At 64.1% G+C, this 16,468-nt stretch carries 12 protein-coding genes; 4 read left to right on the top strand and 8 right to left on the bottom strand.

Features of this window, described 5'->3' with window-relative positions; genetic code table 11:
• The first annotated feature begins 100 nt into the window (after positions 1-100).
• Positions 101-1,624 carry a Mur ligase family protein gene (locus L1277_RS09560; protein WP_253376148.1) on the top strand — a complete coding sequence of 508 codons (1,524 nt, stop codon included), beginning with the start codon at positions 101-103 and terminating at the stop codon, positions 1,622-1,624.
• Positions 1,625-1,683: 59 nt separating this feature from the next.
• Here L1277_RS09560 and dxr read toward each other — a convergent pair whose 3' ends face one another.
• Positions 1,684-2,769, bottom strand: a complete 1,086-nt coding sequence (dxr, locus tag L1277_RS09555; RefSeq protein WP_253376147.1) for a 1-deoxy-D-xylulose-5-phosphate reductoisomerase — start codon at positions 2,767-2,769, stop codon at positions 1,684-1,686.
• A gap of 47 nt (positions 2,770-2,816) precedes the next feature.
• Positions 2,817-3,803 (bottom strand): FKBP-type peptidyl-prolyl cis-trans isomerase, encoded by a 987-nt coding sequence (locus L1277_RS09550; RefSeq protein WP_253376146.1) that lies wholly within the window; start codon positions 3,801-3,803, stop codon positions 2,817-2,819.
• A 192-nt stretch (positions 3,804-3,995) separates the two neighbouring features.
• Here L1277_RS09550 and L1277_RS09545 point away from each other — a divergent pair, with 192 nt between their 5' ends.
• Positions 3,996-4,706 (top strand): 1-acyl-sn-glycerol-3-phosphate acyltransferase, encoded by a 711-nt coding sequence (locus tag L1277_RS09545; RefSeq protein WP_253376302.1) that lies wholly within the window; start codon positions 3,996-3,998, stop codon positions 4,704-4,706.
• 16 nt (positions 4,707-4,722) lie between these two features.
• Here the strand turns inward: L1277_RS09545 and L1277_RS09540 are convergent, their stop codons facing one another.
• A complete protein-coding gene (locus L1277_RS09540) occupies positions 4,723-5,193 on the bottom strand; it encodes an OsmC family protein (RefSeq protein ID WP_253376145.1) in 471 nt (156 codons plus the stop codon).
• Positions 5,194-5,230: 37 nt separating this feature from the next.
• On the opposite strand from L1277_RS09540, the gene L1277_RS09535 reads away from it, so the two are divergent.
• Together L1277_RS09535 and ald are read left to right on the top strand one after the other, a co-directional pair.
• Positions 5,231-6,244 carry an asparaginase gene (locus L1277_RS09535; protein WP_253376144.1) on the top strand — a complete coding sequence of 338 codons (1,014 nt, stop codon included), beginning with the start codon at positions 5,231-5,233 and terminating at the stop codon, positions 6,242-6,244.
• Positions 6,245-6,377: 133 nt separating this feature from the next.
• Complete coding sequence (ald, locus tag L1277_RS09530) at positions 6,378-7,499, top strand: alanine dehydrogenase (RefSeq protein WP_253376143.1); 1,122 nt, start codon at positions 6,378-6,380, stop codon at positions 7,497-7,499.
• Between the two features lie 13 nt (positions 7,500-7,512).
• Here the strand turns inward: ald and L1277_RS09525 are convergent, their stop codons facing one another.
• From L1277_RS09525 to L1277_RS09505, 5 genes are all read right to left on the bottom strand, one after another.
• The gene (locus tag L1277_RS09525; protein WP_253376142.1) at positions 7,513-10,524 is read right to left on the bottom strand and encodes an FtsK/SpoIIIE domain-containing protein; all 3,012 of its coding nucleotides are present in this window, start codon (positions 10,522-10,524) and stop codon (positions 7,513-7,515) included.
• 90 nt (positions 10,525-10,614) lie between these two features.
• The gene (locus tag L1277_RS09520; protein WP_253376141.1) at positions 10,615-11,412 is read right to left on the bottom strand and encodes a PP2C family serine/threonine-protein phosphatase; all 798 of its coding nucleotides are present in this window, start codon (positions 11,410-11,412) and stop codon (positions 10,615-10,617) included.
• Positions 11,413-11,500: 88 nt separating this feature from the next.
• Positions 11,501-12,652, bottom strand: coding sequence for a DUF4192 domain-containing protein (locus L1277_RS09515; RefSeq protein WP_253376140.1), 1,152 nt, complete (start codon positions 12,650-12,652; stop codon positions 11,501-11,503).
• 91 nt (positions 12,653-12,743) lie between these two features.
• Positions 12,744-14,726: an ABC transporter ATP-binding protein gene (locus tag L1277_RS09510; RefSeq protein WP_305884290.1), complete on the bottom strand. Its 1,983-nt coding sequence runs from the start codon at positions 14,724-14,726 to the stop codon at positions 12,744-12,746.
• Complete coding sequence (locus tag L1277_RS09505) at positions 14,723-16,456, bottom strand: ABC transporter ATP-binding protein (protein ID WP_253376139.1); 1,734 nt, start codon at positions 16,454-16,456, stop codon at positions 14,723-14,725. Before L1277_RS09505 ends, L1277_RS09510 begins: the two co-directional genes overlap by 4 nt.
• Positions 16,457-16,468: the final 12 nt, after the last annotated feature.

Here is a 16,468-nt window from a genome sequence, read left to right as displayed (position 1 = left end):
AACATTACAGCTCCGCTCTGTGCGCGTGCTGGCGGCGCCCTGTGAATCGCCAGCGGCCAGCCGTTCGGTGGGCGGTCAATTCGCTGTGAGAACATGGATCGTGCGTCCCATCAGCCCCACCCCGAAACTTCTTGTCGACCTGGCCGAGCACTTCAGGCTCGCCCTGCACGACAACGCCCCCGACGTGAAAATCACCGGGATCACCATGAATTCGCGCGATGTTGAACCGGGCGACCTGTACCTCGCGCTTCCCGGCGCGCGATTTCACGGTGCGAGTTTTGCGGCGGACGCTGTCGCTCGTGGCGCTGTCGCGATTGTGACGGATGCCGGTGGCGCCGTTAACGCAACGGCCGCCGGTGTGCCTGTGCTGCTGACACCCACCTCACCCCGATCGATCGCCGGGCACCTTGCCGCCTGGATCTACGGCACGGCACTGGACTGCCCGCTGACCTTCGGTGTCACCGGAACCAACGGCAAGACGTCGACCGTGCACTTTCTCGACGCGCTGCTCACCCAGCTCGGCAAGACGACGGGCCTTAGCTCGACCGCTGAACGGCGCATCGGCAGCGAGGTCGTCGTCAGCTCACTGACGACACCCGAAGCACCCGAGTTGCACGCGCTCCTCGCCCGTATGCACGAGGTTGGAGTGGACGCCGCACTTCTCGAGGTCAGCGCCCACGCCCTGACCAGGCACCGGGTCGACGGTGTGATCTTCGACGTCTCGGCGTTCACCAACCTCAGTCACGACCACCTCGACGATTACGCCGACATGGACGAGTACTTCGAGGCGAAGCTCGCTCTGTTCACTCCGGAGCGGTCACGCAAAGCCGTCGTGAGTCTCGACACCCCAGCCGGCGCCGCCGTGGTGGAACGCGCCGGAATCGACGTCGTGACGATCTCGTCAACGCCGGGCGTGGCATCCGATTGGTTCGTCACGGTGACGGACGAACAGCCTGACTCCACCGGCTTCACCCTGACCTCCGAGCGACACGGTTCGATCTCGACCCGGGTGCCCGTCATTGGGCGACACATGGCCGCGAACGGTGGACTCGCCATCGCGATGCTCGTTGAAGCAGGAATCGAGTTCGACGAGATCGGGGCCGTTCTCGATCGGGATGGCCGTATTCGGGCGTCCCTGCCCGGGCGGGCGGTGCGCGTGCCGGTGCCGGACGGACCCAACGTCTACGTCGACAGCGGTCACAGCCCTGACGCCTTCGCGAAGACGCTCGAGTCGGTGCGCTCGCTCACCCGTGGCCGGGTGATCATGGTGGCCGGGGCGAACGGTGACCGCGATGCGCTCAAGCGACCCGAGATGGGACGGGAGGCTGCGCTCGGCAGCGACGTGCTCATCATCACCGATCACCAGCCGCGGTCCGAAGACCCTGCGGTGATTCGGGAAGCGGTGCTGGCCGGTGCGCGCGCAGCGAGGCCGGACGGGGACATTCGCGAGATCGCGGCTCCCGAGGCCGCCATTCGCGCGGCGGTGGCCGAGGCGACCGCGACAGACAGCATCCTCTGGGCGGGCCTCGCCGAAAAGGAGTACCGCGAAGTAGCCGGTGCCAAGATTCCGTTCTCGGTGCTTGGTGAGACCCGCGCCGCGCTCACTGAGGCTGGCTGGCTCTGATCCAGCCGCCCCTGTCCTGACCCGACTCGTCGCTGGTTGGCCGGCGGCGATCCGGCGGTTCAGCTGAGGTCGGCGATCACCCGATCGGCGGTTTCCCGAGCCCAGTTTTCAGCGAGCGCGAGCGACTCGAGCGTCAGTTCGTTCTCCGGCCGGTGGGCATCCACCACGCGAGCGATGATGTCGACGATATCGAGGAAGCCGATTGCCCCGGCGTGGAAGGCGGCGACGGCCTGTTCGTTGGACGCGTTGAACACGGCCGGATAGGTGCCACCGGCACGACCGACCGTCTTCGCCAGGGTGACCGCCGGGAAGGCATCCGAGTCGAGTGGTTCGAAGGTCCAGTTCGATGCGGTGGTCCAATCGAGCGGACGGCCGACCCCCGACACCCGGTGTGGCCAGTCCAGGCCGAGCGAAATGGGCAGGCGCATGTCGGGCGGCGAGGCCTGAGCAATCGTCGACCCGTCGATGTACTCCACCATCGAGTGCACGATCGACTGCGGGTGCACCACAACAGCGATGTGCTCGTATGGGACGTCGAAGAGCAGGTGCGCCTCGATCACCTCAAGACCCTTGTTGACGAGGGTCGACGAGTTGGTGGTCACGACGAGCCCCATGTCCCAGGTGGGGTGGGCGAGCGCCTCGGCGGGCGTCACATTCTGTAGCGATGCCCGGCTCCGTCCCCGGAACGGACCACCAGACGCGGTCAGCACGAGTCGACGCACCTCCGCGCTGGTGCCCGATCGAAGTGCCTGCGCGATGGCGGAGTGCTCGGAGTCGACCGGAACGATCTGGCCCGGCTTCGCGAGCCGCTTGACCAGGTCACCACCGACGATGAGTGATTCCTTGTTGGCGAGCGCCAGGGTCCGACCCGTCTCGAGGGCGGCGAGGGTGGGGCCGAGGCCGACCGAGCCGGTGATGCCGTTGAGCACAACGTCGGCGTCGACCGATCGCACGAGCTGCTCGGCGTCGGTCGCACCGAACGCGATCTCGTCGACCGAGAACTCCTCGGCCTGCGCTTCGACGAGCTCTCGGTTGCTGTGCGCCGTGAGACCGACAACCTCGAACTTCGTCGGGTTCGCCCGAATGACATCAAGAGCCTGGGTACCGATCGATCCTGTCGATCCGAGAATGAGAACGCGTCGCATCCCCACAGCCTAGCCAGCGGCATCCGTTCGCTTCGATGCAGGCGCCGCTACCTCGTGGTTGCGAGGATGTCGACAACGAAGACCAGGGTGTCGGTTCCTTCGATGCTTGCGCTCGGCTGACCGGCTTCACCATAACCCTCGGATGGGGGAAGAACGGCGAGTACCTGCGAACCCACTGTCGCTCCCACGAGAGCTGCGGAGAAACCGGGAACAACGGCGGTGGTCGCGAAGCTGGCCGGTCCGTCTCCCCAGCTCTCGTCGAAGACCTCGCCGGTGCGCCAGTTGACGCCCTGGTAGTGCACGGTCACGGTGTCCCCCTCAAGGACGCTCTCGCCGTCGCCCAGTTTGAGGGTGGCAAGCTGGAGGTCTGCGGGAGGATTCGTCTTGGGGATGGCGACGGTCGGCTGGCCGCTTTTCGCGAGGGTGACGGTCGGCAGCCCATCGACCGGGGGCTGGTCCGCCCCCGTGGCCTTGTCGGGGGTGATGGAAAGCACGTCAGCGACGAGCAGCAGCGAATCGGTCGCCGCGACGCTGCCATCCGAAGCGCCCACGTCGCCGAATCCGTCGTCAGGGCTGATCACGGAGACGATGCGGGAGCCGGCAGGGACGCACTCGATCGTGCGGACGATACCGGGCAAAATGCCGGTGGCGTCGCTCAGGACGATCTGCTGGGTGCCGAGGTTGTCGTAGCGAGTCTGGGCGAGGGTGTCTCCGCTGGTCGCGTTGTACAGGGTCAGCTCGACGGCGACGCGGTCGCCCGGTGCCGTTTCACCGCCATCACCCGCGATCAGCACCTCACGCTCCGTGTTCTTCACGCTCAGCGGCGCCTGAAAGTCGACGGTCGGTGTCGCTCCGAAGTCACCGGAAACGTCGATCGACGTGACGGCGTCGCCCGAGGGAGTGTCCTGGCAGCTTTCGGCCGAGGCGTCTGACGTCGGCGAGGTGTCGCCACCGGTGCATCCCGTCAGGAGAAGAGCGGATGCCGCTGCTGCAGCGAGGAAGAGGGGAAGCCTGGTGCGCACGAAAAACGTCACTTTCTCAACGGGGTGTGTGGGACCAGTCTGCCCCAGCCGATTATGAGTTTGCTGCGAGTGTGCCTCTGGGTGGCGGACGAACGCCACGCCGCTGCCCAGCATGCGCGAGGGAGAATACGACAACAGGTACGCTCCTTGCTTGTGTCAGACGATCAGAGCGTGCTCCCCGACCCGGAACCCGCTGCGCCTGGCATGGTCTACCTGCTCGGCCGCGCGGTCCTCATGCCGATCGTTCGTCTCGTCTATCGGCCCAAGATCATTGGTCGGAAGAACGTCCCGACGTCTGGACGAGTGATCCTTGCGAGCAACCACCTGTCGTTCATCGACAGCATCGCTATCCCGGTGGTTGCGCCGCGTCGCGTGCAGTTCCTCGCCAAGTCGTCCTATTTCGACGGCACGGGCGTCAAGGGTTGGGCGTCCCGCACGTTCTTCACATCGATCGGTGCCGTCGGAGTGCGCCGTGGTGCCGGGCAAGCCGCGCAGGAAGCACTCGACGCCGGAAAACGGATCCTCGAGACCGAGAGTGCTTTCGCGATCTACCCCGAGGGCACGCGGTCCCTGGATGGCCGACTCTATAAGGGCAGGACGGGAGTCGCCTGGCTGGCACTGTCGACGGGAGCTCCGGTTGTTCCGGTCGGACTCATCGGAACGGACAAGCTCATGCCGGTGGGAAGCAAAATTCCGCGCCTGCGTAAGGTGACCGTCATCTTCGGTGAACCCATCGATGTGACCGTTCACGGCCCGGCAACGAGCGGCAAGGCCCGCCGGCTGGCGACCGATGACATCATGAGCGCGATTCACACCCTGACCGGACAGGAACTCGCGAACGCCTACAACGAAGCTCCTCCTGCAGACACCCTGGAAAAGATCAAACGGGCCGTTCTTCGACCGGAGCGCCTGTAACCGACGCGCACGACGCTCAGGCGACGATGATCTCCGGTTCGTGCAGCACCGGAAAATTCACGCTGCGCGCGATGAAACAGAGTTCGTTCGCCTTCTTATGTGCGCGCATCGCGGCATCCGTCATTGAAGGATCAGCGACCGTCACTCGCGGCCGAAGCATCACCTGGGTGAACGCGCCTCCGCCCTGCCCATCTTCGAGCATCGTGCCGGTGGCAGCATCGGAATAGTCGGTGACCACGACGCCCTCGGTGACGGCAACGTAGAGGTAGGAGAGCAAATGGCACTGTGCCAGCGCGGCCAGGAGCAGCTCTTCAGGGTTCCAGCGGGAGAGGTCACCGCGGAACGGCTTGTCGGCAGAACCTTCAATCGGATGCTTGCCGTCGGCCGTTACGGTGAGCTCGCGGCTGTATTCGCGGTAGCCGCTCGTACCGGTGCCGAGGTTGCCCTGCCAGGCAACGCCAATCGAATAGCTGTGTTCGCTCTGCATGGCCTCAGTCTGTCATCATCCCGGCTAATCTTGACCGGTGACCAGTACAACGAACTCTGCAGGAACCTTTTCAACGACGAGCGCCGTGGAGCTGGCCGTCGTCGAGCGAAGCGGTTTCGTGGAGTCGCGGCATTCCGGCTCGGCCATTGTGATCGACCAGCACGCCGATGTGCTGCGTTCACTGGGCGATCCGTCCGCACCGGTCTTCCTGCGGTCGACCATGAAGCCGTTTCAAGCCATTGCGGTCATGAACGCGGGCGTTGGGCTGCGGGGTGCGGCCGCCGTGCTCGCGACCGCGAGCCACTCAGGCACCCAGCGCCATGTCTCGGTCGTGCGCAGCATCCTGGCGCAGGCCGGGCTGACGGAAACCGCACTGCAGTGCCCGGCGGACTGGCCGGGCGACGGAGCCGCGCGGGATGAGCTGCTCAAGGACAATGGCGACAAGTCACCGATCTACATGAACTGCTCGGGCAAACACGCCGCGATGCTGCTGGCCTGCGTCACCAACAACTGGCCAATTGAGAGCTACCTCGACCCGGAACACCCGCTGCAGCACGCGATCCTCGACGTTGTCGAGCGGTTCACCGGTGAACGCCCCGCTGCGTCTGGCGTTGATGGCTGCGGTGCGCCCGTACACGCCCTCTCCCTGGCCGGTCTGGCCCGCGGGATTAGCCGTATTCGCACGTCGAGCCCCACATCTCCGTTCGCCATCTACCGCAACGCCGGCATCCTGTGCCAGGCGGTCCTCGAGGATGGCTGGGCGCTCGATGGCCCCGGCCGCGCGAACACCATTGTGATCGACCGTCTCGGGGTCTTCGCCAAGCTGGGCGCCGAGGGGGTCATGGTCATGGCCGCACCCGATGGAACGGCGATTGCATTGAAGATGCTCGACGGCAGCCTGCGCGCCGCAACCGTCGTCGGACTCTCACTGCTCGTCGACGCCGGCGCGCTCGGCAGAGACACAGTGGACGAGGTTCTGCCGGAGTTGTCCCTTGACGTGTTCGGTGGCTCGGCTGTCGTCGGCAGCATCCGTGTTTCTCCGTCGCTCTAACCCCTCGCTTCCTCGCTAGGCTGGGATCGCGGCCGGACCTGGCCGCACACCGACAGTGACGTCGGACCTCATTTGAGTGCGACGTCTGTGAATGCCGAACCCCACCTGGGTCGGCCGTTGACGAAGGAGCGCCATGAGAATCGCCGTCCCCCGAGAGCTCAAGAACAACGAATATCGTGTTGCGATCACCCCTGCAGGAGTTCACGAACTCGTTTTGGCTGGCCACGAGGTGTTCATAGAGACCGGCGCCGGCATCGGCTCCTCCATCCCGGACACTGCCTTCGAGTCAGCGGGAGCCACGATTCTTCCGGATGCCTCTCAGACATGGGAGCGCGCCGAACTGCTGCTCAAGGTGAAGGAGCCGATCGCGAGCGAGTATGGCTACTTCCGAAAGGGACTGGTGCTCTTCACCTACCTGCACCTCGCGGCTGAAGCCGAGCTGACCCGTGCGTTGGTGTCTTCCGGGATCACAGCCATCGCTTACGAAACGGTGCAACTGCCCAACCGCTCACTGCCCCTTCTGGCACCGATGAGCGAGGTCGCCGGACGCCTCTCGACGATCGTCGGCGCGAACACGATGCTCAAGCCCAACGGCGGACCGGGTCTCTTGGTGCCGGGTGTCCCCGGAACATCGCCGGCCCGCGTAACCGTCCTCGGTGGCGGCGTTGCCGGGACGAATGCTGCGGCGGTCGCCGTTGGCCTCGGAGCGGATGTGACGATTCTCGACACGAACATTGCGCGCCTGCGCGAATTGGATGCGCACTACGCCGGCCGGGTCAAAACGATCGCCAGTAACGCCTTCGAGATCGAACATTCGCTGATCAACGCGGACCTTGTCATTGGCTCCGTCCTCATCCCGGGTGCGCAAACACCCAAGCTGGTGAGCAACGCGCTCGTTGCCAAAATGAAGCCGGGAAGCGTGCTCGTCGACATTTCTGTCGACCAGGGCGGCTGCTTCGAGGACTCGCACCCCACGACGCACGCCGATCCCACGTTCACCGTTCACGGGTCGGTGTTCTACTGCGTCGGAAACATGCCGGGAGCAGTCCCGCACACCTCCACCTATGCGCTCACGAACGCGACCCTCCCCTATGCCCGCGCTCTCGCCACCGTGGGCTGGCGTGACGCGTTGCGAGCGGATCGTGCCCTCGCGCAGGGCCTCAATGTGCATGAGGGAGCGATATACAACGCTCCGGTAGCCACGGCACATGCACTGGAGTCAGAAGACCTCGGCTCACTGCTGGACGCGGCATAGCGTTCGCCGTTGTTCAGGGCAGCCGTGCTCGCGCCGGCTGCCCACCGGGCGGCACATGCCAGCCGTGCCCGGGTGCGGAGACAAGCGGAGGGAGTTCGCGACGCTTGGTGAGCGTTCGGAACTCTGACACCGTGCAGTTCTCGAGTACGAAATCTGCACTCTGGCGCAGGGCGGCAAACAAAGCCCACTGGCTCTGCCAGTCGTCGGCATCTCCGACCAGGACGACGACCCCGGGATCGCCCAGCGCCAGGTCGTCGACCGATATCCGCAGGCCTGAACCTATCGACGCGATACGCAGGGGTTCGCGTTCGGAGTGCTCCCGATTCTCGGCCAGCAATGACTCCATTCGTTGCTGTGGCAACGCGCTTGCCACCATCGTGACGGGGTGAGCTCTGAAGTCATAGAGCGGCGCCGTACGGTGAAGGCCGTGCCGCCCAGGCGCTGAACGGGGATGACGGTCTCGGGCATCGTCCTCGGAACCGCCTGCGCTCACGGGTTCCGCAACGGCGACCTGAACGGTTGTGCCGCGCCAGATTCCGCTTCCGGGTGCCCGTCCGGCGACCCACGTATCACCGTCGCCACCGCTCATGAGGTGCTCCTGCCTATTCGCCACGCGCAAGAGCAACAGCGCTCCAACGAACCCGGACAACACACCCAGCGTTCCAGCGAGCCGCTGCACAGTAATCATCAGCCATAGTGACCGCCGAGGGCCGTCGCGGAGAAGTTCGACCACCGCGTCGCGAAGCCGGGTCGCGTAGTCGTCGTCGAGTCGGGCCAGGACCGAGTCGAGGTCATCGATCAGCAAGATCGTACCCGGCACTATCCCGGCTACGGAACGGAGCCGGGCGGCAAGACCAATCACGGTGTCCCACGTCTCTTCGTCGTCAGAGCCGACGCGAAGGAAGTTCCAGGACCGGGAAGCGGATTCTGCAGACAGGACCTCTGCAGTCACCGTATCGAGGAGGGTGGTCTTGCCCGATCGCGTCGTCCCGACAACGAGCACGCTTCCGTCCTGTTCCGGCGACCACACGGCCGTTTCCTGGCGCTGGGCATCAGGCAGGTCGGCACGCCCGAACCGAATGCCACCTGCCGGTTCGAGATCGAGGAGCGGAACCCAGGACGGAAGCGGGTCAAGCCACGGGCGCCGAGGAGCGGCCGACGAGGGACGCAGTGCCGCGATGTCCGCTATCTCCTGCGGCGTCACAGTTCCAACCTGTATCGGGCCCACTGATCCGCCCGCCGCGAGGATCAGGCGGCCCGGCTGTCCCGGCGAGAGTTTCGCCGCAGCGTCGGTACCCACCACCGCGAGGCTGTCGCCTCGCTCATGAACGCGCAATGACATGCGGAGCCCGCAATTCGCCAGGAGCGAGTCCTTCATCACTCCGACCGGTCGTTGCGTGCAAAGAATGAGGTGCATGCCCAAGGACCGGCCTCGAGCAGCGATGTCGATGAACAGCGCGGACAGTTCGCTGAAGCCGTCGAGCATCGCGGCGAACTCGTCGACAACGATAACCAATCGTGGAAATGCGCCCCCGGTCTCGCTAATATCCCGGCATCCGAGGTTGTTGAGCATCTTTTCTCGATAGACGACTTCTGCCGTGAGGCTTGCCAGGGCACGAGCGGCTGCGACCGCATCGAGGTCCGTCAGCACGCCGACGACGTGAGGAAGACACTGAAGAGGGGCGAATGCGCTGCCGCCTTTGAAGTCGACCAGGAGGAAGGTCACATCCCCGGGCGTATGGCTCTGGGCCATACTCGCGACCCAGGTCGTAAGCAGTTCGCTCTTTCCGCTGCCCGTCGTTCCGCCCACGATGGCGTGTGGCCCCTGCTCCACAATGTCGACGAGGACCGGCCCATCCGGACCGATCCCGAGTGCGGCTGCCAGCGTCGAACCGGCGTGAGCGCTACTCCCCCGCTGGCCGACGTCGTGACTGCGCAACTCGCCGAAACCGACCGAGGTTGGCAGCTTCGTCAGGGGACGCGCGACACCCAACCGCTCCGCCGCCTCGGCAAGCCCAGCCGCGAAGGCCGCTGCCTCGACAGCTGTCACGTGTTCAACAGCCACCACATGGGACTCCGCGGCACCAGCTTTCACACCCGCCACGGAGTCGGGCGCTACCCGATGGAGAGTTCCCTTACCCGGAGTGCTCACCTCAAGAACGGCCCGGCATGCTGTTGGAATCTGTTCGAGTGAATCGGCGAGCACAAGAAGGACATCGAAGCCCGTCGTCGGTTGACCCCCTGAGACCGTGTAACCGTCGGCCCTCATCCCGGACGGGGTTGTGGCAGCACGATCTCGGATGCGGATTGTTGTCGGCTGACTTCCGGGTGCAGTGTGCGGAAGCGCGGATGCCCATTCCCAGCCCGCCCCCTCGATTCGGATGGATGCGGTGTCCGGTGGTATTGCTTGGCACAACTGAAGTGCGATTGCCCGAGCGCAGGAGCGCGTGAGAACCGGTGTGCCGACAATCCCGATGCCTCGTGTGGCGTCGACGACGATGGGAACACCCGAAACGTGACGTGCACGGGCTCTGAGCGCGCGAGTTTCCTCCGACCCGACGGCACCATCAAGCCGAAGCGTGCTTCGTAGGGTTCCGGTTCCCAGCACAACCTGCCGGGAACCCGCATCGGAACTGCGCCAACGTCCGAAGAGGATGCTCGTTCCCGTGTCAGTGGGGTTAAGAAAGCCCCGTGCTCCCGGGTGGCTGTCTCTTCTCAGGACACGTTCCTCCTCGAGCCGCTCGTCAATGACGCCACAGAGCCGATCGAGCTCTCGCTCGTACGAGGCAAGGTCCTTTGTCAACTTCCTGCCCGAGGACCACCGTGAGTCCACCACGCTGGCAATGGCGATGAGCGGCCCGAGTGCGGCAAAGATGAGCGCAAACGGCGAGTGAGTCACCAACCAGATAAGGCCCGACCCGACAACCGGAGCCAGGGCCGCCATCATCGGGAACGGTGACGGCGCAGACCGGACCGGGCGTGACGGGACTGTGATGGCGTCATCGTTCGGAGCTGGAACACTCATACATTCAGAACAGCAGAGCTCACCCGACGGAGCGTTGACGACATCAGACTGCGGAGCGAGCGCCATCTTGGCGCCCGTGTGGAGGACAGCTTATGCGCCGGCCGCGAGAATTTCATCGAGCACGATTGCGCTGATGTTATCGCGGCCACCGTTCTCTAGGGCCGCATCCACGAGTGACCGCACAGCCTCTTCTGGTGTTGCCGATTGAAGCAGGAAGTGCCGGAGACCAAAATCAGTGAGTTCCTTGGTCAACCCATCCGAGCACACCAGCCAGCGTGCCTTGTCCTGCGCGGGAACGTCGGTGTAATCAGGCAACGGCTCGTCCGAGAAACCGACGGCACGAGTGATGACATTGCCGTGCGGATGCGTCTCCGCTTCATCCGGCGTGATCGCACCGATGGAAATGAGCTCTTGAACGACGGAATGATCGAGGGTGACCTGAACAAGTTCGTCTCCGAGCAACCGGTACACCCGAGAATCTCCGATGTTGAAGACGGTCCACGACGGTGTGTCTTTGTCGGAACCAGCCAGCCCGAAGACGATACCTGTGACGGTAGTGCCTGTGCCGAGGTCGGATTGCCCGACCTGCTCGAGCATATCGTCGACGGCAGCGCGAAGTGCGTTTTCAACCGCTTCGCGATCAACAGCATCACCTGATGCCACGCTTTCGGCGAGACGGGCGATCACCGCGGCACTGGCAACCTCGCCAGCCTCATGGCCGCCCATGCCGTCTGCGACGGCAAAAATCGGGTAGTCGACGATGAGCGCGTCCTGGTTCACCTGGCGCTTCCGTCCGGTGTCAGTCACGCTTGCCCAGGACAGCGTCAGCGACTGCCCGTTGGGTACGTCAACGACGTACGAATCAGTGCGCACGTCGATGCCAGTCACGCAGTCGTCCTCTCACGGTGCCAGAGCGGGTCGCCCCTCTCGTCGATAATACCGGCGGAAAGCATGCGTTTGGTGCCTTCGGCACCCTTCACGCGTCAATTGCGTTTTCCGAGGAGGGGTCTGGTGGCACCTCGAACGCCCAATCGGGCAGGTGCCCTGCGCTCAACATGGCCTCGAGCAAATCGGCGAGACCGAAGTTGGGATCGATGCTCAGAGCCTGCTGAACCCACTTCCCGGCAATCGATCCCGCCCCCAGCGCCCAGTACAGCCACCCAATCATGGTGAGCACCGGTGGGGTTGCGGACCGCGGCAACCGCGCAGCGGAGTATCGGAGAAGGGTAAGCGCCCGTCGGATGCGCTGTGGGTCTGGTCGGGGCATGTCCCAGCCGCCCAGCGCGCCGACACCCGGCATGGCACTAATGTCCTCGCCGTCGGTAAACATCCTCTGGGTGAGCGCGCACTCATCCCCCGTCGACGGACCCCAGCCCCAGGTGATGAGAAAGACATCTCGCACGGCTGGACTTTGCACAAGAAATCCCAACAGCGCCGCGTCCTTGATGGCGTCATCTTCCTCCGCTGCCGCCATTTGGATCAGATCGTCGGCGAACCCAACAACATCGCCATCGAAGCTGTACTCCCAGTACAGGACGGGGGCGAGCTCGGCGCTGTTGCGAAGGACACCGAGCTCACGGAATCGTCGCGCTACCCGTTCTCGCGTGACAAGGTCCGATGGAGCAAGTGTGGATTCCGCTTCGAGGTCCGTGATCGCCGGGCGTTCCGGCGCACCGTCCTTGGTCTGCCGTGCCGCAGCATCAGCGATCGAGCTGAGCGGGTTTCCTGCTCGTGGGCAGTCGCCGATGTAGCTCCCCCAGCCGTCTGCAGCGACGCAGAGGGCATCACGCACGAGGAAACCGCCGTGTCGAGCGCGGGTCGTCAGGTTCGTCATCAGCGCTCGACGCGGCAATCCCCCGAACCGTTCGAAGGTGTCATCTGTGTAGACGACGGGCACGAGGGCGTCCACGCCGGGGATCTTGCACATCATCCCGAGCACGGTCGTGGCGAATGCTTTACGCACGCCAGCCGCAGCGTCCTCCGGCGGGAGATCAACCCGCAGGGCTCCACAGGATCGGGTCCCCCGGAAGGCGACAAGCACCACACTGTTGCGGGGTTCGCAACCGCTGAGCACGGGAACAAGGGCGAGGAAATCAGAGGCGTCCAACGCCTGGATGAGAGTGGTCATACCGGCAGTCTCTTTGTGCCGGGCGCGGGTCTCCCCGTCGCCGGGCGTTCTGTGGAGAACCGGGGCGCAACCACTCCCTGTGGACAACCGGTCAGACCTCGTCGGTCACGATCTCCTGCGCGAATTGCGAGTTGTAGAGCGCGTAGTACGCGCCCTGGGCGGCGAGCAGTTCGGAGTGCGTCCCCTGCTCCACAATGGCCCCGGATTCCATCACCAAGATCAGATCGGCGTCACGGATCGTCGAGAGTCGGTGCGCGATGACGAAACTTGTGCGGTCCTGTCGCAGCGTTGACATCGCCTTCTGCACGAGCAGTTCGGTGCGTGTGTCAACAGAACTCGTTGCCTCATCAAGAATGAGCACGCTGGGTTTGGCAAGGAACGCCCGGGCGATTGTGAGAAGTTGTTTTTCTCCTGCTGACACGTTCGAGGCCTCGTCATCCAGCACGGTGTCATAGCCGTCGGCCAGCGAGTGCACGAACCGGTCGACATAGGTTGCGCGCGCCGCATCGAGTATTTCCTCCTCGCTGGCGTCCGGTCGCCCGTAAGCGATGTTGTCGCGAATCGTGCCGCCAAACAGCCAGGTGTCCTGAAGGACCATGCCGGTTCGAGCCCGAAGGTCACGCCGCGTCATCTCCGCAATATTCACACCGTCAAGTGTGATCCGGCCGCCATCGAGCTCATAGAACCGCATGATGAGGTTCACCAGCGTGGTCTTGCCTGCGCCGGTTGGGCCGACAATCGCGATGGTCTGACCCGGTTCAGCAACAAGGCTGAGATTCGAAATGAGCGGCTTCTCGGGCGAATAGCTGAATGAGACGTTCTCAAACACCAGCCGTCCGCGCCCCGGAGGAGGCGACACCGGCTGGGCCGGGTCGGCGGACTGTTCCTCGGCGTCGAACAGTTCGAAGACGCGTTCAGCGGATGCTACGCCAGACTGAAGCAGATTCGCCATCGATCCCAGCTGGGTGAGCGGCTGCGTGAACTGTCGGGAGTATTGAATGAACGCCTGCACGCTGCCGAGGCTCAACGCTCCCGTGGCAACCTGGAGCCCACCGACCACAGCGATGCCGACATAGACGAGGTTTCCGACAAACATCATGGACGGCATGATGATGCCCGAGATGAATTGGGCACCGAAGCTCGCCTCGTAGAGTTCGTCGTTCTTGGCACGGAACTTCGCGCCTACCTCGCGGGATCGCCCAAAGACCTTGACGATCGCGTGGCCCGAATACATTTCCTCAATCTGCGCGTTGAGCTGACCGGTGTGGGCCCACTGTGCGACGAACTTCTTCTGCGACCGCTTGGCGATCACGCCGGTGATGACGACAGTCGCCGGAATCGTGACGAGTGCGATTCCCGCGAGCAGCGGCGAAATCGAGAACATGGCGATGAGTACCCCGATGACGCTCAGCAGCGAAACCAGCACCTGGCTGAGTGTCTGCTGCAGCGTCTGGGCGATGTTGTCGATGTCGTTCGTGACCCGGCTGAGCAGTTCACCGCGCTGCGTGGTGTCAAAGTACTTGAGTGGCAGTCGGTTGATCTTGGATTCGACGTCTTCACGGAGTCGATACATCGTTCGCTGCACCACCACGTTGAGCACGAGCGCCTGAATCCAGCCGAAGAGGAACGCAAAGATATAGATGGCCAGCACGACGAGGAGCACCCGGGAGAGCGCGGCAAAATCGATGCCGCTTCCCGGTGTGAGATTCATGCCGGCGAGCATGTCGGCACGGTCTGTGTCCCCTGACGCCCGGAGTCCGTCAACCACCTGGGCCTGGCTGAACCCCGCCGGCAGGGCCTTCGAGATGATCCCTTCGAACAGGATGTTGGTGGCGTCGCCCAGGATCTTCGGACCAATGACCGTGAGTGTGACGCTGATCACCGCGAGGAGTGTGACGACGACGAGCTTCGCACGCTCCGGCCGCAGCCGACCGAGCAGCCGCTTGGCGCTCGGGCCGAAATTCATGCTCTTCTCGACCGGCATTCCCGCCCCGGCGAACGGCCCACCGCCGCGAGGCGGTCGAGGGGGAACCCGGGTGGGCGGGGCGTCGTCGACGTCGTGGTCGTCGCTCATGCCGCCTCCTCCACGGTCAACTGGGATTCAACGATCTCCCGGTAGGTCTCACTCGTTTCCAGCAGCTCGGCGTGGGTGCCCCGGCTGACGATCGCTCCGTCCTCGAGCACGAGGATCTGGTCGGCGTCTCGAATGGTGGTGACGCGCTGCGCGACAACCACCTGGGTCGCTCCGCTGACGTCGCGGTCGAGCGCCTGCCGCAGCCGAGCGTCTGTGGCCAGGTCGAGGGCTGAGAACGAGTCGTCGAACACGTACACCTCCGGCCGTTTCACCAGGGCCCGGGCGATAGCGAGCCGCTGCCGTTGACCGCCTGACACATTCGTTCCGCCCTGCGAGATGGCTGCGTCGAGTTTGTCGGGCAATGCCTCCACAAAGTCCCGTGCCTGTGCAGTGTCGAGGGCTCTCCACAGCTCATCGTCGGTTGCGTCCGGATTTCCATAGCGAAGATTGGATGCCACGGTGCCGGAGAAGAGATAGGGACGCTGTGGCACGATCCCGATTTTCGACCACAGCACATCCTGGTCGATCTCGTCCACCGGCACACCGTCCACGAGAACCCGACCCGCTGTCGCGTCGAACAGCCGCGGGAGCAAGTTGACCAGTGTGGTCTTTCCCGAGCCGGTCGAACCGATGATCGCCGTCTTGGTGCCCGGGAGCACGGTAAAGCTCAACTCGCGCAGCACCGGCTGCTCGGCTCCTGGATAGGAGAACTCAACCCGCTCGAAATCGATTCGGCCAGCAACGTCCAGCGTCGTCACCGGGCTCTCCGGCTGCCGCACGGTCGAGTCGGTGCGGAGCACCTCGCCGATCCGATCGGCGCTCACCGCCGCTCGCGGAATCATGACGGCCATAAATGTGGCCATCATCACGGCCATGAGTATCTGCATCAGGTACTGCAAGAATGCCATCACGGTTCCGACCTGCATCGAGCCGTCTTCGATGCGGAACGCGCCGAACCACAACACAGCGATACTGGACACGTTAAGGATGAGCATCACGATCGGGAACATGAGTGCCATCAAACGACCGACGCGAAGCCCGACATCCGTCAATTCATCGTTAGCTTGTTCAAAACGCTGGGTTTCCTCGGTTTCGCGCACGAACGCCCGAACCACCCGGATTCCGGTGAGCTGTTCCCGCATCACCTGGTTGACGCGGTCGATGCGGCGTTGCATCGATTGGAACAGCGGCACCATCCGCACGATGATGAGCCCGACGCAGATCAGGAGCACGGGAATCGACACCGCCATCAGCCAGGACAACTCGAGGTCGAGGCCCAACGCCATGATCACGCCGCCGACGGCGAGGATCGGCGCGGACACCATGAGTGTGCAGGTCATCAGCACGAGCATCTGCACCTGCTGCACATCATTCGTGCTGCGGGTGATGAGCGACGGCGCGCCAAACTTCGAGACCTCGCGCTCCGAGTACTCGGCCACCCGGCTGAACACCGATTCGCGAATGTCACGACCGAGTCGCATGGCGGCCTTTGCCCCGAAATACACGGCTGCGATCGCGCACAGCACCTGCACGAGCGTGATGCCGAGCATCATGCCGCCGACCCGCAGGATGTACTCGGTGTCACCCGTCGCCACTCCGTTGTCGATGATGTCGGCGTTCAGCGTTGGCAGGTACAGCGACGCTATCGATTGAGAGAGTTGGAAAATAACCACACCGACCAGCAGCGGCCAATGCGGCTTTAGGAAACGACCGACCAGTTGTGCGAGCATCACGATCCTTGT

This window comes from Okibacterium sp. HSC-33S16, from assembly GCF_024171565.1.
Lineage (GTDB): Bacteria > Actinomycetota > Actinomycetes > Actinomycetales > Microbacteriaceae > Mycetocola_A.
This window is presented reverse-complemented; position numbering and strand designations above follow the sequence as displayed.

What these genes read in the sequence shown, in the direction of transcription:
- dxr (WP_253376147.1), bottom strand. Translation starts at nt 2,769, where the DNA reads ATGCGACGCGTTCTCATTCTCGGATCGACAGGATCGATCGGTACCCAG.
- L1277_RS09545 (WP_253376302.1), top strand. Translation starts at nt 3,996, where the DNA reads ATGGTCTACCTGCTCGGCCGCGCGGTCCTCATGCCGATCGTTCGTCTC.
- L1277_RS09540 (WP_253376145.1), bottom strand. Translation starts at nt 5,193, where the DNA reads ATGCAGAGCGAACACAGCTATTCGATTGGCGTTGCCTGGCAGGGCAAC.
- ald (WP_253376143.1), top strand. Translation starts at nt 6,378, where the DNA reads ATGAGAATCGCCGTCCCCCGAGAGCTCAAGAACAACGAATATCGTGTT.
- L1277_RS09525 (WP_253376142.1), bottom strand. Translation starts at nt 10,524, where the DNA reads ATGAGTGTTCCAGCTCCGAACGATGACGCCATCACAGTCCCGTCACGC.
- L1277_RS09515 (WP_253376140.1), bottom strand. Translation starts at nt 12,652, where the DNA reads ATGACCACTCTCATCCAGGCGTTGGACGCCTCTGATTTCCTCGCCCTT.
- L1277_RS09510 (WP_305884290.1), bottom strand. Translation starts at nt 14,726, where the DNA reads ATGAGCGACGACCACGACGTCGACGACGCCCCGCCCACCCGGGTTCCC.
- L1277_RS09505 (WP_253376139.1), bottom strand. Translation starts at nt 16,456, where the DNA reads ATGCTCGCACAACTGGTCGGTCGTTTCCTAAAGCCGCATTGGCCGCTG.